We start from the raw sequence: 18,387 nt of genomic DNA on the forward strand, positions 1-18,387 counted from the left end.
TCAGGCTCCGACGGAGCGCAGCGATTCGGAAGTGAGCGTGAAGTAGCGCGTGCCGATGGCGTCGGACACATGGTAGGCCGCCGTCTCGCAATTGGCCAGAAGTTCGGCCAGCGCAGGGTAGTTCGCGTCGGCTCCGACCGCGCAGAGATGCTCGAGCGTCCAGGTGGCCGGATCGGGCAGTTCGTATGACAGCGCGGTGAGCTTGCCTGGCGCGCTGCCGGCCAGGCGCGCAATTCGACCGCGCAGCGTTTGCGTGACCCACGCGAGCGAGCGCGGGTTCTCGGCATCGAGCACCAGCAGGTCGACCAGCGTGGCCACGTCGCGCCGTTGCTGGTAGCGGGCGTGAAAGGTGATGGTGCTGTCGAACAGCGCCACCATGGCTTCGAAGCCGCTCACTTCATGCACTGCGCCGTCCTCGAAACCGGCCTCGAGCGCGCTGGCAAGAAACCCAAGGCGCTCGATGTGGCGGCCGATCGACAGCAGGCGCCAGGCGTCGTCGCGTGTCATGCGGTCGGTCTGGGCGCCGGTCATGGCGGCGAGTGCGGTGCTGGCCGATTCGAGCGCGCGCAGCGCCGCGCCGGTGGCAAAGCTGCCTTCGCCGGCCTGCTCGGCCGTGCGCCGCAGAAACTCGGCTTCGGCGCGCATGATCTGGTTCCAGTTGTCCTGCGAGAGGCGCTCGCGCACGGCGGCTGCGGCCTGCCGGATGCAGAGCAGGCTGAAGCCCACGCTGCCGCCGCGCTCCACATCGCCGAGCTCGGCGACCAGCGCGCGTTCGAACACGCGGCGCGACTGCGGCGCACTGGGCACTCCGGCCGGCACCAGCGCATTGCGCAGCGCCATGCGATGCAGCCAGTCGAGCAGCGGGCGCGACGACTGGTCTTCGCTGCCCAGCAGGTTGAGCGTGAGGCGCGCGAGGCGCACTGCGTTTTCCGCGCGCTCAGTGTAGCGGCCGAGCCAGAACATGTTCTCGGCAGCGCGGCTGGTCACGGGCGCGCGGTGCCGCGCCAGCGAGGCCGGCGTGGCGTGCGGCTGCAGCAGCGTGGTGCGGTCGACCTCACCATGCGTCTGCACCCATACGTCGGCGCTGCTGCCGCCGCGCTGCATGGAGGCGATTTGCGCATCGCGGCCTGCGAGCCGTGCCAGCCCGCCGGGCAGCACCCGCCACGACTGCGCGCCATCGCTCACCGCGAAGACGCGCAGCAGCACCGCGCGCGGCGCGATGTGGCCGGGGCCCAAGTCGTTGGCCCAGGTGGGCATTTGCGACAGCGGGAGATAGCTCTGGATCGTGTGGGCTTCGCCCTCGCGCACGATGCGGCCGGCCCATTCGTCCAGCTTGCGCCGGCTCAGCTGGCTGCCCAGCACCGCGTCGAAGCTGGTCTGCCCGTCGGAGCCGGGGTAGGTGGGCTTGATGGCGCAGTCGCCCAGCTGCGGCAGCACCGCCTCGAGCGCGGCCCGTTCGCCGCACCACCAGGTCGGCAGCGCCGGCAGCTTGAGCTTTTCGCCGATGAGGCGGCGCGCGAGGCCGGGCAGGAAGCCCAGCAGCGCGGGCGATTCGAGGAACGCCGAGCCCGGCATGTTGGCCACCAGCACATTGCCCGCGCGGATGGCCTGCAGCAGGCCTGGAACGCCCAAGGTGGAATCAGGACGCAGTTCGAGCGGATCGAGAAACTGGTCGTCCAGCCGCTTGATGAGCCCGTGCACCGGCCGCAGCCCCTGCAGTGTCTTGAGATAGAGCCGCTGGTCGCGCACGGTCAGGTCGCTGCCCTCGACCAGCGTCACGCCCAGGTAGCGCGCGAGGTAGGCGTGCTCGAAGTAGGTCTCGTTGTAGGGGCCGGGCGTCAACAGTGCGATGTGCGGCGGCACGCCGGCCGGGCACATGTTCTGCAGGCCGTCCATCATGGCGCTGTAGGTGGCGGCCAGGCGCTGCACGTGCAGCGCCTCGAAGGCCTGCGGAAACTGGCGCGCAATGGCGAGCCGGTTCTCCAGCAGGTAGCCCAGCCCCGAGGGCGCCTGTGTGCGCTGCGAGACCACCCACCAGTTGCCGTCGGGCCCGCGGGCGAGGTCGAAGGCTGCGATGTGCAGCCATGTGTCGCCGGGCGGCTTCACGCCGTGCAGGGCGCGCAAATAGCCGGGATGGCCGCGCACCAGCGCCGCGGGCAGCAGGCCTTCGGCCAGCAGCTGCTGCGGGCCGTAGACGTCGGCCATGACGCGGTCGAGCACCCGCACGCGCTGCAGCACACCGGTTTCGATCTGGCTCCAGCTCTCGGGCGAGACGATCAGCGGAAACAGGTCGAGCGACCAGGGGCGCTGCGGCCCGTTGGCGTCGGCATAGACGTTGTAGGTGACGCCGTTGTCCCGGATTTGCCGCTCCAGGCTGACCGCGCGCCTTGGCAGGTCGCCGAAACCGCCCTGGCCGAGCTGGTCGAAGAAGGCGTTCCAGGCGGGCGTGAGAGGCGGCTTTTCGCTGGAAGGCTGTGGTTGCTGGGCAGCCGGAGCCGGCATCGGCGTTTGCGTCTGGCTCTGGCTCTGCGTCTGGAATTGGGCCTGCGTACCTGGGACCGCCGTCGGGCGCTCTGCCGCGGCGTCGTAGAGCAAAGGCGCCATCGGCGCCATGGGAGGCATGCCCACGGCAGGCCGCGTCGGTGCCGCGGGCGTGGCCTCGCCGCGCAGCTCGTCGAAGTGGCCGGGCAGGGCGGCCGGGGCGAGCGCCGACGCCAGGGCGGCTGGAAATTCCAGTGCCTGGGCGTCGAACAGGGATTCGTTCAAAGGTTCCACAGGGGATGGATTGTCACATTGCCGTCACGGGTGGTGTGACGGCCAATGTGCCAAATGTCCCTTTGCGGCCTTTTTATACCGGTGCCTCAGCGCCGCAAGTCCAGCGTGAAAGGGAATTCGCGGCTGCCCGCGAGCTCGATGGTGGCCGGCGGCGTGCGCATCAGGCCGGGCGTATGGCCCATCTCGGTGAAGCGCGACATGCGCCGGCTTTCTGCTTCGTAGGCATTGACCGGGAAGGTGTCGTAGTTGCGTCCGCCCGGGTGGGCGACGAAATACTGGCAGCCGCCCAGCGAGCGCTTCATCCAGGTGTCCACGATGTCGAAGGTCAGCGGGGCATGGGCGCCGATGCTCGGATGCAGCGCCGAGGGCGGGTTCCAGGCCTTGTAGCGCACGCCCGCGACGAACTCGCCCACGGTCCCGGTGGGCTGCAGCGGCAGTACCTTGCCATTGACGGTGATCACGTGTCGGCTTTCGTTCAGACCGGTCACGCGCACCTCGATGCGTTCGAGCGACGAATCGACATAGCGCACCGTGCCGCCGGCCGAGCCTTCCTCGCCCATCACGTGCCAGGGCTCGAGCGCGTTGCGCAGCGAGAGCTCCACGCCCATGGCCTGCACCTGGCCCACCAAGGGGAAGCGGAACTCGAAATGCGGTGCAAACCAGTCGACGTCGAAGCCGAAGCCGGCCTGGCGCATCTCGCTGATCACGTCGTCGAAGTCCATCTTGACGAAGGTGGGCAGCAGGAATCGGTCGTGCAGCTCGGTGCCCCAGCGCGTGACAGGGGCCTTGTACGGGTCGTCCCAGAAGCGCGCCACCAGCGCGCGGATGAGCAGCTGCTGCGCAATGCTCATGCGCGCATGCGGCGGCATTTCGAAGGCGCGCAGTTCGAGCAGGCCGAGCCGGCCGGTGCTGGAGTCGGGCGAGTAGAGCTTGTCGATGCAGAACTCGCTGCGATGCGTGTTGCCCGACACGTCGATCAGGATGTTGCGCAGCGTGCGGTCGACCAGCCAGGCCGGCATGTTCTGGCCGTGGATCTCGCGGTTCCTGGCAATTTCCTTCAGGGCGATTTCGAGCTCGTAGACCTGGTCGTTGCGTGCCTCATCCACGCGCGGCGCCTGGCTGGTCGGGCCGATGAACATGCCCGAGAACAGGTAGCTCAGCGACGGATGGTTGTGCCAGTAGAGCAAGAGGCTCGCAAGCAGCTCGGGCCGGCGCAGGAACGGGCTGTCCGCGGGCGTGGCGCCGCCCATCACGAAGTGATTGCCGCCGCCGGTACCGGTGTGGCGTCCGTCGGTCATGAACTTCTCGGCCGAGAGTCGGGTTTCGAATGCGGCGTTGTAGAGAAACTCGGTGTGATCGACCAGTTCTTTCCAGCTGTGGGCCGGATGGATGTTGACTTCGATCACGCCCGGATCGGGGGTGACGGCCAGCATTTTGAGGCGCGGGTCGCGCGGCGGCGGGTAGCCTTCCATCACGATGCGCATGCCCAGCTGCTGCGCCGTGGCCTCGACGGCCGCGACGAGGTCCAAGTAATCTTCCAGGCGCGCGAGCGGCGGCATGAAGACGTAGAGCACGCCCGAGGCACTGCCCTTTTTCTCGGCTGCGGGGCCGTTGGCGCGCCGCGGATCGCGCACCTCGACGCACAGCGCCGTGCGCGTGACCCAATGGGCCGATTCGCCGCGCAGGGGCTGGCGGGTGGCCTGCGCCTTGAGGCCCTCGGCTGCATCGGCCGGTGATGTCTTGCCCTTGCCATCGCCTGTGGCTGCTTCGGCAGCTGCGGTGCCGCCAACGCCCGGAGCCTGCATGCGCACGGCCGCGGGCACCACGGGCGGCGCACCGAATTCATAGGGCACCGTGCCGAGGTCGGCGCCCATGCCGCCTCCGGCAGGCACGGCATACCGTGCGCGGTAGTCGGACGAACTCGGCAGGGCTGCGCGCGGCGCGGTCGGGTCGCGTTCGACCAGGTAAGGGTAGTCGCCCTTGCTGGCCCAGGGCTGCGAATCGAGCGGCAGGCGGTAGCCCATGGGCGAGTCGCCCGGGATCAGGTAGAGCCGGTCGTCGCGCAGGAACCAGGGGCCGGTTTTCCAGCCAGGGCCTTCGAGCGCGGGGGCGTCCACATCGGCATTGGCGGGTTCGAGCGGCAGCATGTAGCCGATGACGGCGTCGAGCTTTTGCGTGAACACGCGGCGCAGGCGAACCCGCTCGAGTTCGTCGTCGAGCTTCGATTCGAAGGGGTCGACGTTGACCGGCAGGCGGCGTTCGCGCCAGAGGTAGTAATAAACGTCTTCGTAGCCGGGCTGCGCGTAGCGCTCGGTGATGCCGAGCTTGTGTGCCAGCACGGTGGTGAAGCGGCGTGCGTCTTCGCTCGTGTAGTGCGTGGGCACGCGTTCGTCGGCAAAAAGTTCGGGGTCGTGCCAGAGCGTCTGGCCGTCGGCGCGCCAGAAGATCGAAAGCGCCCAGCGCGGCAGTTGCTCGCCCGGATACCACTTGCCCTGCCCGAAGTGAAGAAAACCGCCCTGGCCGTATTCGGCGCGCAGCTTGTGGACGAGCTCGGTGGCATAGCCGCGCTTGGTGGGGCCGAGCGCATCGGTGTTCCACTCGGGCGCGTCGCGGTCGCTGGTGGCCACGTAGGTGGGCTCGCCGCCCATCGTGAGCCGCACGTCGCCGGCCGTGAGGCGCGCATCGACCGCGTCGCCGAGCGCCAGCACCTCGGCCCACTGCTCTTCGGAGTAGGGCTTGGTCACGCGCGGCGATTCGTAGATGCGCGTGACCTTCATTTCATGGCCGAAATCGACCTCGGCTTCGTCGACGCCGCCTTCGATGGGCGCGGCGCTCGAAGGTGTGGGTGTGCACGCCAGCGGAATGTGGCCTTCGCCGGCTAGGAGGCCCGAGGTGGCATCCAGGCCGACCCAGCCCGCGCCCGGCAAGAACACTTCGCACCAGGCATGCAGGTCGGTGAAGTCGACTGTGGTGCCGCTCGGGCCGTCGAGCGCCTTCACGTCGGGCGTGAGCTGAATCAGGTAGCCCGAGACGAAGCGCGCCGCCAGTCCGCAGTGGCGCAGCAGTTGCACCAGCAGCCAGCCCGAGTCGCGGCAGGAGCCGCTGCCGTTGGTGAGGGTTTCTTCCGGCGTCTGCACGCCGGGCTCCATGCGGATCAGGTAGTTGACGTCCTGCTGGACTTGCTGGTTGATGCCGACCAGGAAGTCGATGGTGCGCTGTTCCTTGCGCTCGATCTTGTCGAGGTAGGCCGACAGCAGCGGTGTGGGCTCCTCGGTGACGAGGTAAGGCGCGAGTTCCTCGGCCTGCGAGGCGGTGTACTTGAACGGAAAGTTCTCGGCCTGCGGCTCGAGAAAAAAGTCGAACGGGTTGTAGACCGCCATTTCGACCACGAGATCGACCGTGACCTTGAACTCGCGCGTCTTCTCGGGAAACACGAGCCGCGCCTGGTAGTTGGCGAACGGGTCCTGCATCCAGTTGACGAAGTGATCGGCCGGCTCGACCTGCAGCGAATACGAAATGACCTTGCTGCGGCAATGCGGCGCGGGCCGCAGGCGCACGACCTGTGGGCCCAGCTGCACCAGGCGGTCGTATTTGTAGTGGGTGACGTGGTGGAGTGCGGCGTGAATGGACATGCGTTTTGTGTGCAGTACTGCGAGATTGCATCGAAAAGATGTCTCTTGTGAGACGCATACTAGCCCAGAAGCAAAGCAATTAACGCGCCATTGAGCGCGGGCCTGGGAGGGTTTGCATCATGTGTTCCGGAGTTTGTTGTTGACGCCGGTGCGGGCGTCCGGTGTCGTCATGGCCGGGTCGTGGGCCTTTGCCGCGCTGGGCGGAACGCTGCTCGGCGCCGCATGCCAGTTGCATCAGGCACGGCTGTGGAGCGGGGGTGCCTATGCGGCCTTGTTCTTCACGGGTCTCGCGGGGCTGGCCCTGCTTTCGCGGCGATGGCGGCCGATATTTCATTGGCCTCGTGCATGGCGCATGCTGGCCGGGCTGCCGGTGATCGTGGCCCTGGCCTGCGGAACCTTCGCCGGAGGCGGGCTCGCAGGGTGGCGGGCGGCTGCCTATGCAAGCGGCGCGCTGGACCCGGCCATCGAAGGACGAGACCTGCAGGTGGTCGGCGTGGTGGCGCAGATGCCGCAGCGCAACGAGGGCGGTACGCGGTTTCGGCTCGACGTGGAGTCGGCCCGCTGGGCCGATGAGCCCCTCGCATCGCCGCCGCGTGTTCCGGCACGCGTTGCACTCGGCTGGTATCGCGACGACACCAGCCTCTGGGGACGCGCTCCCGAAGGGCGAGCCGCGGCCAGGGGAGACGCGGCCGCCCCGCTGCACGCGGGCGAACGCTGGCGCCTCACGGTCCGGCTCAAGGCGCCGCATGGCAATCTCAATCCGCATGGCTTTGACAGCGAACTGTGGATGTGGGAGCAGGGCGTGCATGCCAGCGGCTACGTGCGAACGGGCGCCCGCGACGCGGCGCCGGCACGTTTGCAAGCCACGTGGCAGCACCCGCTCGAACGGGCGCGCGAAGCGGTGCGAGACGCGGTTTCGAGCGCGTCGCCGATCCTCGGCAGGCGGGCGTGATCGCTGCCCTCGTCACCGGGGACCAGGGCGCCATCGAGCGCAACGACTGGGATATTTTTCGCGCCACCGGCGTGGCGCACCTGATGTCGATCTCGGGGCTTCACATCACCATGTTTGCCTGGCTCGCGGCGCATGCGGTCGGCGCCCTGTGGCGCCGCAGCGGGCGGCTGATGATGCGCTTTCCCGCACCGCAGGCCGCGCTCGTTGGCGGCGTGCTCCTGGCCGGGCTCTATGCGCTTTTCAGCGGCTGGGGCGTGCCTTCGCAACGCACGGTCTGGATGCTGGCCACCGCGGCGCTGCTGCGCCTCACGGGGCGTCGTTGGCCGTGGCCCCACATCTGGCTGCTGATCGCGGCGGTGGTGGTCGGCATCGATCCCTGGGCGCTGATGCAGGCCGGTTTCTGGCTCAGCTTCGTCGCGGTCGGGGTGCTGTTCACGACCGGCTTCATGCGGGCGGCCGACGAGAAGACGGGACCGGCGGCCCGGCTGCTGGCGTTTTTTCGCGAGCAATGGGTGATCACGCTGGCGCTGACGCCGCTCGGCCTGCTGCTTTTCCAGCAGGTCTCGGTGGTGGGCCTGCTGGCCAACGCCGTTGCGATCCCCTGGGTCACGCTGGTGATCACGCCGCTGGCCATGCTGGGCACTGCCGTGGCGCCCCTCTGGGACGTCGCCGCATGGTCGGTCCAGGCGCTGGCCTTGCTCTTGCGCTGGCTGGCCGCATTGCCGTACGCCACGCTGTCCATGGCCGCTCCGCCGGCGTGGATGGCAGCGTGCGGGGTGGCCGGCGGCGTCCTGCTGGCCATGCGGCTGCCGTGGTCGCTGCGCACGCTGGGCCTGCCGTTCCTGCTGCCGGTGCTGCTGTGGCAGGCGCCCCGGCCGCCCGCGGGGGAGTTCGAGCTGCTGGCCGCGGACATCGGACAGGGGAACGCGGTCCTCGTGCGCACCGCAACGCACAGCCTGCTGTACGACGCGGGGCCGCGCTACAGCCTCGAAAGCGACGCCGGCCATCGCGTGCTCGTCCCCTTGCTGCGCGCTTTCGACGAACGCCTGGACATGCTGCTGCTGAGCCATCGCGACAGCGACCACACCGGGGGCGCGGCCGCGGTGCTCGCGATGCAGCCGCAGGCTGCGCTCCTGAGCTCGATCGAAGCCGCGCATCCGCTGCAGTCGGTGCGCCCGGCCCGGCGTTGCGAAGCCGGCCAGCGCTGGACCTGGGACGGGGTGGATTTCGAAGTTCTCCATCCCGTGGCCGCCGACTATCTTTCCTTCACCAAGCCCAATGCCATTTCCTGCGTGCTGCGCGTCGCCAACGGCCGCGCCACGGCGCTGCTGGCCGGCGACATCGAGCGCCTGCAGGAAGCGGCGCTGGTGTCGCGAACCGGGGTGCTGCAGGCCGATGTGCTGCTGGCACCGCACCATGGCAGCAAGACCTCGTCGAGCGACGTGCTGCTCGGGGCGGTGCGCCCGCGCATCGCGCTGGTCCAGGCGGGCTATCGCAATCGCTTCGGCCATCCGGCCCCGGAGGTGGTCGAGCGCTATGCCGCGCACGGGGTGCGGCTGGTGGAAAACGTGCCCTGCGGCGCCGCTTCATGGCACAGCCGGGCGCCGGCCGAGGTCGGCTGCGAACGGGAGCGCCAGGCCCGTTACTGGCACCACCGCCTGCCTTGAGGGCGCCCGCCGGACCCGAAATCGCGCCAACATAGGGCTTTCACTGGCCTCGAACTTGCTAAGCTATGGCTCAAGGAGATTGGTCGTTCCATGCACAAATTCGATGAGATGTATGAGCAGTTGCCCTATGCGGGGGCTGCAATCAGGCAACACTACAAGCGCTACGACCAATGGCTTGCGAAGCAACCCGGCGAGGTGATGCGGGCGCGTCGCGAGGAGGCGGAAATGATCTTCCGCCGGGTCGGTATCACCTTTGCGGTGTACGGCGCAAAGGACGAGGACGGTTCCGGCACCGAGCGGCTCATACCGTTCGACCTGCTGCCGCGCATCATTCCCGCCCACGAATGGGAGAGCATGGAAAAGGGGCTGGTGCAGCGCGTCACGGCGCTCAACCGCTTCCTGCATGACGTCTACCACGACCAGGAAATCATCAAGGCCGGCATCATTCCGGCCGAACAGATTTTGAACAACGCGCAGTTCCGCCCCGAAATGATGGGCGTCAGCGTGCCGCACGACGTCTACTCGAACATTTCGGGCATCGATATCGTCCGGGCGCCCGACGCCCAGGGCAACGGCGAGTACTACGTGCTCGAAGACAACCTGCGGGTGCCCAGCGGCGTGAGCTACATGCTGGAAAACCGCAAGATGATGATGCGGCTCTTCCCCGAGCTGTTCAACCAGAACCGCATCGCGCCCGTGGCGCACTACCCCGACCTGCTGCTCGAAACCCTGCGCGCCAGCGCGCCGGCCGCCACGGCCGAGCCCACGGTGGTGGTGCTGACGCCCGGCATGTACAACAGTGCCTACTTCGAGCACGCCTTCCTCGCCCAGCAGATGGGCGTGGAACTGGTCGAGGGGCAAGACCTGTTCGTGCGCGACAACTTCGTCTACATGCGCACCACGCGTGGACCGAAGCGCGTGGACGTGATCTACCGCCGGGTCGACGACGACTTCCTCGACCCCGAGGTGTTCCGCCCCACGTCGACGCTCGGGTGCGCCGGCCTGATGCGCGCCTACCGCGACGGCAACGTCGTCATCTGCAATGCGGTGGGTACCGGCGTGGCCGACGACAAGTCGATCTACCCCTACGTGCCCAAGATGGTCGAGTTCTATCTCGGCGAAAAGCCGATCCTGAAGAACGTGCCCACCTACATGTGCCGCAACAAGGACGAGCTGCAGTACACGCTCGACAACATGAAGGACCTGGTCGTCAAGGAGGTGCATGGCGCCGGCGGCTACGGCATGCTGATCGGACCGGCGGCCACGCAGGCCGAGATCGAAGACTTCAAGAAAGCCGTGATTGCCAAGCCCGACGGCTACATCGCGCAGCCCACGCTGAGCCTTTCCACGTCGCCGACCTTTGTCGACGCCGGCATTGCACCGCGCCACATCGACCTGCGCCCCTTCGTGCTCTCGGGCAGCGAGGTGCAGATGGTGCCCGGCGGCCTCACGCGCGTGGCGCTCAAGGAAGGCTCGCTGGTGGTCAATTCGTCGCAAGGCGGCGGCACCAAGGACACCTGGATTCTCGAGGCGGACCGCGGCGCCAAGCCGAAAGCGACGCAGTCGCAAAGTCAAACGCAATCGGCCTAGCGCAGCAGGCAAGCAAGCAAGCAAGGAATCAGGAGAACAAACGATGCTGTCACGCACTGCCGACCACCTCTACTGGATGTCGCGCTACACCGAGCGCGCGGAAAACACCGCGCGCATGCTCGACGTCAACTACCAGACCTCGCTCCTGCCCCAATCGGCCGAAGTGGCCAAATACGGCTGGCAGGGCGTGTTGTCCATCAGCGAGCTGCTGCCCTCGTACAACAAGAAGTACGAGCAGATCACGCCCCACGATGTGATGGAGTTCATGGTCAAGGACGAGAGCAATCCGTCCTCGATCGTCTCCTGCCTCAAGGCCGCGCGCGAAAACGCACGCGCGGTCCGCGGTGCGCTCACCACCGAGGCCTGGGAAACGCAGAACACCACCTGGCTCGAAGTGAACCGCATGCTGCGCGCGGGAGATTTCGAGCGAGATCCGGCCCAGTTCTTCGAATGGGTCAAGTTCCGCTCGCACCTCTCACGCGGCGTCACGCTGGGCACCATGCTGCAGGACGAAGCCTTTTACTTCTCGCGCCTGGGTACCTTCCTGGAGCGCGCCGACAACACCGCGCGGCTGGTGGACGTGAAGTTTCACGCCCTCAACAGCGAGTTCTTCGGCACCGCCACAGAAGAAGACCAAGAGTACGACTTCTATCACTGGAGCGCCATCTTGCGTAGCGTCTCGGCCTTCGAGGTGTACCGCAAGGTGTACCGCGACGTGATCAAGCCCGAGCGCGTGGCCGAGCTGCTCATTCTTCGCGCCGACATGCCGCGCTCGCTGCACGCGAGCCTGGTCGAGGTGGTGAACAACCTCGCCAAGGTGCAGAACGAGCAAAGCGCCGAAACCCAGCGCCGCGCCGGCAAACTGCTGGCCGACCTGCAGTACGCGCGGGTGGACGAAATTCTGGCGACCGGACTGCATGCGTACCTCACGCAGTTCCTGGACCGCGTGAACGAGCTCGGTGGGCGGATCAGCCAGGACTTCCTGGTTCCGGCGCAGTAAAAAAGAACCGCGAGCCGAGGCGCCTCAGGTGGCGGTGGCTTGCCGCACCGCCCGCTCCCAGCGGGCCATCGATTCCTCGGCTTGCGCGCGGCCCATGGTCGGCATGAAGCGCCGCTCCACCTTCCACAGCTTCGAGAGCTGGCGCGCGTCGCTGTAGACGCCGGTCGAGAGGCCCGCGAGGTAGGCGGCGCCCAACGCGGTGGTCTCGATCACTTCGGGCCGCACCACGGGAATACCGAGCAGGTCGGCCTGGAACTGCATCAGCAGGTCGTTCACGCTGGCGCCGCCATCCACGCGCAGTTCGGCCACCGGCGTGCCACCGGCGGCGACAGCATCGCGGCTCATGGCTTGCAGCAGCGCGGCGCTCTGGTAGGCGATGCTTTCGAGCGCAGCGCGCGCGATGTGGGCCACGGTGGTTCCTCGCGTGAGGCCGGTGATGGTGCCGCGTGCATCGGCGTTCCAGTAGGGCGCTCCGAGGCCGGTGAAGGCTGGCACCATCATCACGCCGCCCGCGTCGGGCACGCTCTCGGCGAGCGACTGCACTTCGGCGCTGCCCTTGATGGCCTTGAGGCCGTCGCGCAGCCACTGCACCACGGCGCCACCGACGAAGACGCTGCCTTCCATGGCGTACTGCGGTGTGGCATCGGTCTGCGCGGCGCTGGTCACGAGCAGGCCGTTGTGCGAGGGCTGGAACGCCGCGCCCGTGTGCATCAAGAGAAAGCAGCCGGTGCCGTAGGTGTTCTTGGCCATGCCGGCTGCGAAGCAGGCCTGCCCGAAGAGGGCGCTCTGCTGGTCGCCGGCCACGCCGCCGATGGGCAGTGCGCGGCCGAGCAGCGCGGCATCGGTATCGGCAAAGTGCGAGCTCGAGGGCTGCACGGTGGGCATGAGCCCGGCGGGAATGTCGAGCGCCTTGAGAAGGTCTGCATCCCACTCGTTGCGGTGCACGTTGAAGAGCATCGTGCGAGAAGCGTTGCTCACGTCGGTCACGTGCACCTTGCCGCCGGTGAGCTGCCACATGAGCCAGCTGTCGACGGTGCCGAAGGCGAGTTCGCCGCGCTCGGCGTCTGCACGCGCGCCGGGCACGTTGTCTAGCAGCCAGCGAAGCTTGGTGCCGGAAAAATACGCATCGATAACCAGCCCGGTTTTCTCCTGGATGGTGTCGGTCATGCCTTCTTCGCGCAGCTTTGCGCAAAGCGGCTCGGCGCGCCGGTCTTGCCACACGATGGCGTGGTGCACAGGCTGGCCGGTCTTGCGGTTCCACAGCACGGTGGTCTCGCGCTGGTTGGTAATGCCAATGGCATGGATGTCCGCGGGCTGGAGCTTGGCCTTGGCGAGCACTTCGCGCGCGGTGGCCAACTGGCTGTGCCAGATCTCCATGGGGTCGTGCTCGACCCAGCCGGGTTGCGGGTAGATCTGCGTGAGCTCCTTCTGCGCGATGGCGACGATATGGCCTTCGCGGTCGAACACGATGCTGCGCGAACTGGAGGTGCCTTGGTCGAGGGCGAGCAGGTAGGTCATGGCTTTGGTGTTCCTCGGAGTCTGGTCATGCTTGTTTTGTGTTCTTGGCGCTGTTGTCTCGTTCGGGGCACTTGTTCAGGGTGCGTGCACAGGCCACCGGGTACTCCCCTCCGCGAATGTCCCCCGCCTTCGGCTCCTCCTTTATTTCGCTGCGGGGAGTACCCGGCGCCCTGTGCACACCAAGCGCTACGGTTGTTTCGCTCGATCAACCACCGCCCCGAGCAACGATCCCGTCGATGGGGTGCCTTGCGCAGCGAAATAAAGGAGGAGGCCGCAGGCCGGGGGACATTCGCGGAGAAAGGTACCCCGTCGGCGGGAGCGCGCCCTGAATGACCCCGGCGGCGATGAACAAGACGACGAACTCTCATCTCAACCGCGCGCAATCTCAAGCCGAACCTGCGCCGCATGCAGCAGGTCGGCAAAGGGGGGCGGCGGCTCCGCATCGGTGAACAGCCTGTCGATCTGCGAGAGCGTACCCAGCTGGATCATCGCCGGCCGGTTGAATTTGCTCGCATCCGCCGCGAGCCACACCTCCCGAGCCTGCGCAATGATGGTCTGCGCCACTTTCACTTCGCGCAGATCGAAGTCGCGCAGCGACCCGTCGGCCTCGATGCTCGACACGCCGATCAGCGCGATGTCGACCTTGAACTGGCGGATGAAATCGATCGTGGCCTCGCCCACGATCGCGCGGTCGCGCGGCCGCACCGACCCGCCCGCCACGATCACCTCGCACGAGGTGTTGCCGCTCAGGATGGTCGCCACGTTCAGGTTGTTGGTGATCACGCGCAGGCCGGTGTGCCGCAGCAGCGCCTTGGCAATGGCTTCGGTGGTGGTGCCGATGTTGAGGATCAGCGAGCAGTCGTTGGGCACCAGTTCGGCCACGCGCCGCGCGATGCGCGCCTTGCCTTCGGCATGAAGCGTTTCGCGCTGCTGGTAGCCGATGTTCTCGGTGGTGGAACTCGGCACGCGCACGCCGCCGTGAAAGCGCGTGAGCAAGCCTTCGTCGGCCAGCCGCTGCACGTCGCGCCGCACCGTTTGCAGCGTGACGCCCAGCATGTCGGCCAGCTGCTCGACGGTGACGGAGCCGCGCGTGCGCACGGTATCGAGAAGGTTGATCTGGCGCGGATTGGAGTTCACAGGGGCGTCGTAAAGAACGTGAAGACTCTCGGGAGAGTACAGGCCGTGCCACTTTAAAGCGAAAGAAAACGAAGATTTCTAAGGGAAAACTCGGAGGAAAATCGCGTCGAAAGGAACCCAAATGAAAAGACGCGAAAATACAATGGCGCCCTTCTGTGATCAAAGTCACGAATCAACGGGCCCATTTCCTGTGAGCGATTTCTCCTCCAATTCGCCTCTGCCGGCAACCGATTGCGACGTGCTGATCGTCGGCGGCGGCATCAACGGCTGCGGCATTGCGCGCGACCTGGCGGGCCGGGGCTGGCGCGTGGTGCTGTGCGAAAAGGACGACCTCGCGTCGCACACGTCTTCCTCGTCGACCAAGCTCATCCACGGCGGGCTGCGCTATCTGGAGTACTACGAGTTCTCGCTCGTGCGCAAGGCGCTGCAGGAGCGCGAGGTGCTGCTCAAGAGCGCGCCGCACATCATGTGGCCGCTGCGCTTCGTGATGCCGCATGACCCGTCGATGCGGCCGGCCTGGATGATCCGCATCGGCCTGTTCATGTATGACCACCTCGCCAAGCGCGAAGTGCTGCCGGGCTCGCGCAGCATCGACTTGCGCAGCCACGCGGCCGGCGCGCCGCTCAAGCCGCAGTTCAAGCGCGGTTTTGTCTATTCCGACGGCTGGGTCGACGATGCGCGGCTGGTGGTGCTCAACGCCATCGATGCCAGGGCGCGCGGCGCCGAGGTGCTCACGCGCACCCGCTGTGTTCATGCGCAGCGCGACGCCGACGGCTGGACCGCCACGCTCGAAGGCGCCGACGGCGGCATTCGCGTGGTGCGCGCCCGCGCCGTGGTCAATGCCGCGGGCCCGTGGGCCGAATCGTTCCTGCGCGGCGTGGCGCAATCGGCCAAAGGCGAGACTTTGGCCACCCGGCATCTGCGGCTGGTCAAGGGCAGCCACATCGTGGTGCCGCGCCTGTTCGAGCACGACCATGCCTACATCTTCCAGAACCCTGACAAGCGGATCATCTTCGCGATTCCCTACCAGGACGAGTTCACGCTGATCGGCACCACCGACATCGAGCTGAACGGCGACGATCCCGGCGCGGCGCGCATTGCCGAGGAAGAGATTGCGTATCTCTGCATGCAGGCGAGCCGCTATTTCGACAAGCCGATCAAGCCGGCCGACGTGGTCTGGACCTATTCGGGCGTGCGCCCGCTGCTCGACGATGCGTCGGGCGACCCGTCCGCCGTTACGCGCGACTACATGCTCGAGTCGAACACCGCGGCGGCGCCGCTCTTGTCGGTGTGGGGCGGCAAGATCACGACTTTCCGCAAGCTGGCCGAAGACGCGGCCGACGAGGTCGGCAAGATGCTCGGCCAGTCGAGCGCGCAGCGCCCGCCCTGGACCGACGGTGCCTTCCTGGCTGGCGGCGACCTCTCCGCATGGATCGGCGCCGCCACGCGGCCTGACGACGATTTCGAACGCTTCGTGGCCGCGGTGCAGGCCCGCTATCCATGGCTCGATGCCAAGCTCGCGCGGCGGTTGGCACGCGCCTATGGCGCACGCGTGGCCGAACTGCTGGGCGATGCAGAGGCGATGGCCGACATGGGCGACGCCGTCGCTCCGGGCCTTCACGAGCGCGAACTGCGCTTTCTGCAAGAACAGGAATGGGCCATGAGCGCCGACGACGTGCTCTGGCGCCGGTCGAAGCTCGGCCTGCGCTACACGGCCGAAGAGCGCCAGCAGGTGGCCGACTGGCTGCAGGCGGGCGCAAAGAACAACCTCTACATGATCAACGGGAAGCGCTGATGCAATTGACTCTGGAGCGCGTCACCAAGAAGGTCGGCGCGCAAACCTGGCTCTACGAGCAGAGCATTGCGCCCAGGAGCGGTGCGGTCACCGTGCTGCTGGGCGCCACCCAGGCCGGCAAGACCAGCCTGATGCGCCTGATGGCTGGGCTGGACACGCCCAGCACGGGCAAGGTGCTGGTCGACGGCAAGGACGTGACCGGCATGCCGGTGCGCGAGCGCAACGTGGCCATGGTGTACCAGCAGTTCATCAACTATCCGTCGCTCAAGGTGGCCGACAACATCGCCTCGCCGCTCAAGCTGCGCGGCGAGAAGAACATCGATGCGCGCGTGAAGGCGCTGGCCGACAAGCTGCACATCGGCATGTTTCTCGACCGCCTGCCCGCCGAGCTGTCGGGCGGGCAGCAGCAGCGCGTGGCACTGGCGCGCGCGCTGGCCAAGAACGCGCCGCTGATGCTACTCGACGAGCCGCTGGTAAACCTCGACTACAAGCTTCGCGAAGGCCTGCGCGAAGAACTCACGCAGCTGTTCGCCACCGGCGATTCGACAGTGATCTACGCCACCACCGAACCCGGCGAGGCGCTGCTGCTCGGCGGCTACACGGCCGTGATGGATGCTGGCGAACTGCTGCAGTACGGCCCCACCGCCGAAGTGTTCCATGCGCCGCAATCGCTGCGCGTTGCGCGCGCATTCAGCGATCCGCCAATGAACCTGCTGCCCGGCACGGCCACTGCGGGCCGCGTGCAACTGGCCGGCGGCCCGGCACTGGCACTGGCCGTGCCCGAAAACATTTCGGGTGCGGTCACGGTCGGCCTGCGCGCAAGCGCATTGAACGTCGGGGCGGGGGAGGGCGACATCGCCATGCCCGGCAAGGTGGAGCTGGCCGAAATCTCGGGCTCCGACACCTTCGTGCACGTGGACACGGCGGTCGGCGAACTGGTGGCGCAGCTCACCGGGGTGCACCGTTTCGAATTGGGCACGCCGATCACGCTGTACTTCAGCGCGTCGCAAGCCTATGTGTTCGATGCCGGCGAAAGGCTGGCGCTCGCGCCGGCATGGCGCAAAGGAAACTAGGACCCTCGCTATGGCACGCATCGATCTCGACCTGGCTCACGCCTACCGCCCCAACCCGACGCAGGACAGCGACTATGCGCTGCTGCCGCTCAAGATGAGCTTTCGCGACGGCGGCGCCTACGCCTTGCTCGGCCCCTCGGGCTGCGGCAAGACCACCATGCTCAACATCATCTCCGGCTTGCTCGTGCCTTCGCAGGGCACGGTGACGTTCGACGGCCGCGACATGACCCGCGCCACGCCGCAGGAGCGCAACATCGCACAGGTGTTCCAGTTTCCGGTGATCTACGACACCATGACGGTGGCCGAGAACCTCGCGTTCCCGCTTCGCAACCGCAAGGTGCCAGAGGACCAGATCAAGAAGCGCGTGGGCGAGATCGCCGAGATGCTCGACATGAGCGGCCAGCTCAACCACCGCGCGGCGGGCCTCGCGGCCGATGCCAAGCAGAAGATTTCGCTCGGCCGCGGGCTGGTGCGCAGCGACGTGTCGGCCGTGCTGTTCGACGAGCCGCTGACGGTGATCGACCCGCACCTCAAGTGGCAGCTGCGCCGCAAGCTCAAGCAGATTCACCGCGAACTCAAGCTCACGCTGATCTACGTCACGCACGACCAGATCGAAGCACTCACCTTCGCCGAAGAGGTGGTGGTGATGACACGCGGCAAGGCCGTGCAAGTGGGCAGTGCCGAGGCGCTATTCGAGCGTCCCGCGCATACCTTCGTCGGCCACTTCATCGGCTCGCCGGGCATGAACTTTCTTTCGGCGAACAGCGCGCATGGCGCGCTCGAAGTGGCGGGCACGCCGCTCGTGCCCACGCGCGAGCTGCCGCTGGGCGCGCTCAAGATCGGCATCCGGCCGGAGTATCTGCGCCTTTCGAACGCGGGCGCCGCCGGTGCCGTGCCCGCCGTGGTGAAGCAGGTGCAGGACGTCGGCACGCATGCCATGTTGAGCGCGCAAGTCGATGGCAGCGTGATCAAGGTGCGGCTGCATTCGGACGACGAGCCGCCGGCGGTGGGCAACACCGTGTGGTTGCGGGTGCTCGACAGTCACACCTGCTATTACAAGGACGAGGAGCTGGTGGCATGAACGTCTCGATTGCAAACCGCTCCGTGCCTTTGTCTTTCTCCCTCCCCTTCCGGGGGAGGGCCGGGGTGGGGGCAAGCGGCGCATCCATTGCGCGCTCTGCCCGCCCCCATCCCAACCTCGGTGCAGGCAGCCAGAGGCTGCCGCTCTTCGGGCTGTCCAGTTCCGCG

9 protein-coding genes and 1 pseudogene are annotated in these 18,387 nt (G+C 67.2%); 6 read left to right on the top strand and 4 right to left on the bottom strand.

The annotated features are described in order from the left end of the window. Both BLR24_RS13435 and BLR24_RS13440 read right to left on the bottom strand, forming a co-directional pair. The gene (locus BLR24_RS13435) at nt 1–2,775 is read right to left on the bottom strand and encodes a circularly permuted type 2 ATP-grasp protein (RefSeq protein WP_093017591.1); all 2,775 of its coding nucleotides are present in this window, start codon (nt 2,773–2,775) and stop codon (nt 1–3) included. Between the two features lie 86 nt (nt 2,776–2,861). Beyond that, nucleotides 2,862–6,407 carry a transglutaminase family protein gene (locus BLR24_RS13440; protein ID WP_093017593.1) on the bottom strand — a complete coding sequence of 1,182 codons (3,546 nt, stop codon included), beginning with the start codon at nt 6,405–6,407 and terminating at the stop codon, nt 2,862–2,864. Between the two features lie 169 nt (nt 6,408–6,576). On the opposite strand from BLR24_RS13440, the pseudogene BLR24_RS13445 reads away from it, so the two are divergent. From BLR24_RS13445 to BLR24_RS13455, 3 genes and pseudogenes are all read left to right on the top strand, one after another. Then, nucleotides 6,577–9,026: pseudogene (locus tag BLR24_RS13445) on the top strand (DNA internalization-related competence protein ComEC/Rec2). A gap of 90 nt (nt 9,027–9,116) precedes the next feature. Then, entirely contained in the window at nt 9,117–10,616 is a 1,500-nt protein-coding gene (locus tag BLR24_RS13450) for a circularly permuted type 2 ATP-grasp protein (RefSeq protein ID WP_093017594.1), read from the top strand. A 43-nt stretch (nt 10,617–10,659) separates the two neighbouring features. After that, a complete protein-coding gene (locus BLR24_RS13455; protein ID WP_093017596.1) occupies nt 10,660–11,616 on the top strand; it encodes an alpha-E domain-containing protein in 957 nt (318 codons plus the stop codon). Between the two features lie 24 nt (nt 11,617–11,640). On the opposite strand, the gene glpK is transcribed toward BLR24_RS13455, so the two are convergent. Then, nucleotides 11,641–13,134, bottom strand: coding sequence for a glycerol kinase GlpK (gene glpK / locus BLR24_RS13460; protein WP_093017598.1), 1,494 nt, complete (start codon nt 13,132–13,134; stop codon nt 11,641–11,643). 369 nt (nt 13,135–13,503) lie between these two features. After that, a complete protein-coding gene (locus tag BLR24_RS13465) occupies nt 13,504–14,271 on the bottom strand; it encodes a DeoR/GlpR family DNA-binding transcription regulator (RefSeq protein WP_093017600.1) in 768 nt (255 codons plus the stop codon). A 121-nt stretch (nt 14,272–14,392) separates the two neighbouring features. On the opposite strand from BLR24_RS13465, the gene glpD reads away from it, so the two are divergent. From glpD to BLR24_RS13480, 3 genes are read left to right on the top strand one after another with little or no spacing between them, the layout of a single operon-like run. Next, on the top strand, nt 14,393–16,066 hold the full coding sequence (gene glpD, locus BLR24_RS13470; RefSeq protein WP_093017602.1) for a glycerol-3-phosphate dehydrogenase: 1,674 nt from the start codon (nt 14,393–14,395) through the stop codon (nt 16,064–16,066). After that, the gene (locus tag BLR24_RS13475; RefSeq protein ID WP_093017603.1) at nt 16,066–17,139 is read left to right on the top strand and encodes an ABC transporter ATP-binding protein; all 1,074 of its coding nucleotides are present in this window, start codon (nt 16,066–16,068) and stop codon (nt 17,137–17,139) included. The genes glpD and BLR24_RS13475 overlap by 1 nt, the downstream gene beginning before the upstream one ends. 10 nt (nt 17,140–17,149) lie before the next feature. Continuing rightward, nucleotides 17,150–18,220, top strand: a complete 1,071-nt coding sequence (locus BLR24_RS13480) for an ABC transporter ATP-binding protein (protein ID WP_093017605.1) — start codon at nt 17,150–17,152, stop codon at nt 18,218–18,220. Nucleotides 18,221–18,387 lie beyond the last annotated feature (167 nt).

Origin of the sequence: Variovorax sp. OV700 (assembly GCF_900099805.1) — a bacterium.
Lineage (GTDB): Bacteria > Pseudomonadota > Gammaproteobacteria > Burkholderiales > Burkholderiaceae_C > Variovorax.

Excerpts from the sequence above, each read along its gene's own strand:
- BLR24_RS13455 (WP_093017596.1), top strand. The coding sequence starts at position 10,660 with ATGCTGTCACGCACTGCCGACCACCTCTACTGGATGTCGCGCTACACC.
- BLR24_RS13450 (WP_093017594.1), top strand. The coding sequence starts at position 9,117 with ATGCACAAATTCGATGAGATGTATGAGCAGTTGCCCTATGCGGGGGCT.
- BLR24_RS13440 (WP_093017593.1), bottom strand. The coding sequence starts at position 6,407 with ATGTCCATTCACGCCGCACTCCACCACGTCACCCACTACAAATACGAC.
- glpD (WP_093017602.1), top strand. The coding sequence starts at position 14,393 with ATGAAAAGACGCGAAAATACAATGGCGCCCTTCTGTGATCAAAGTCAC.
- BLR24_RS13480 (WP_093017605.1), top strand. The coding sequence starts at position 17,150 with ATGGCACGCATCGATCTCGACCTGGCTCACGCCTACCGCCCCAACCCG.
- BLR24_RS13475 (WP_093017603.1), top strand. The coding sequence starts at position 16,066 with ATGCAATTGACTCTGGAGCGCGTCACCAAGAAGGTCGGCGCGCAAACC.
- glpK (WP_093017598.1), bottom strand. The coding sequence starts at position 13,134 with ATGACCTACCTGCTCGCCCTCGACCAAGGCACCTCCAGTTCGCGCAGC.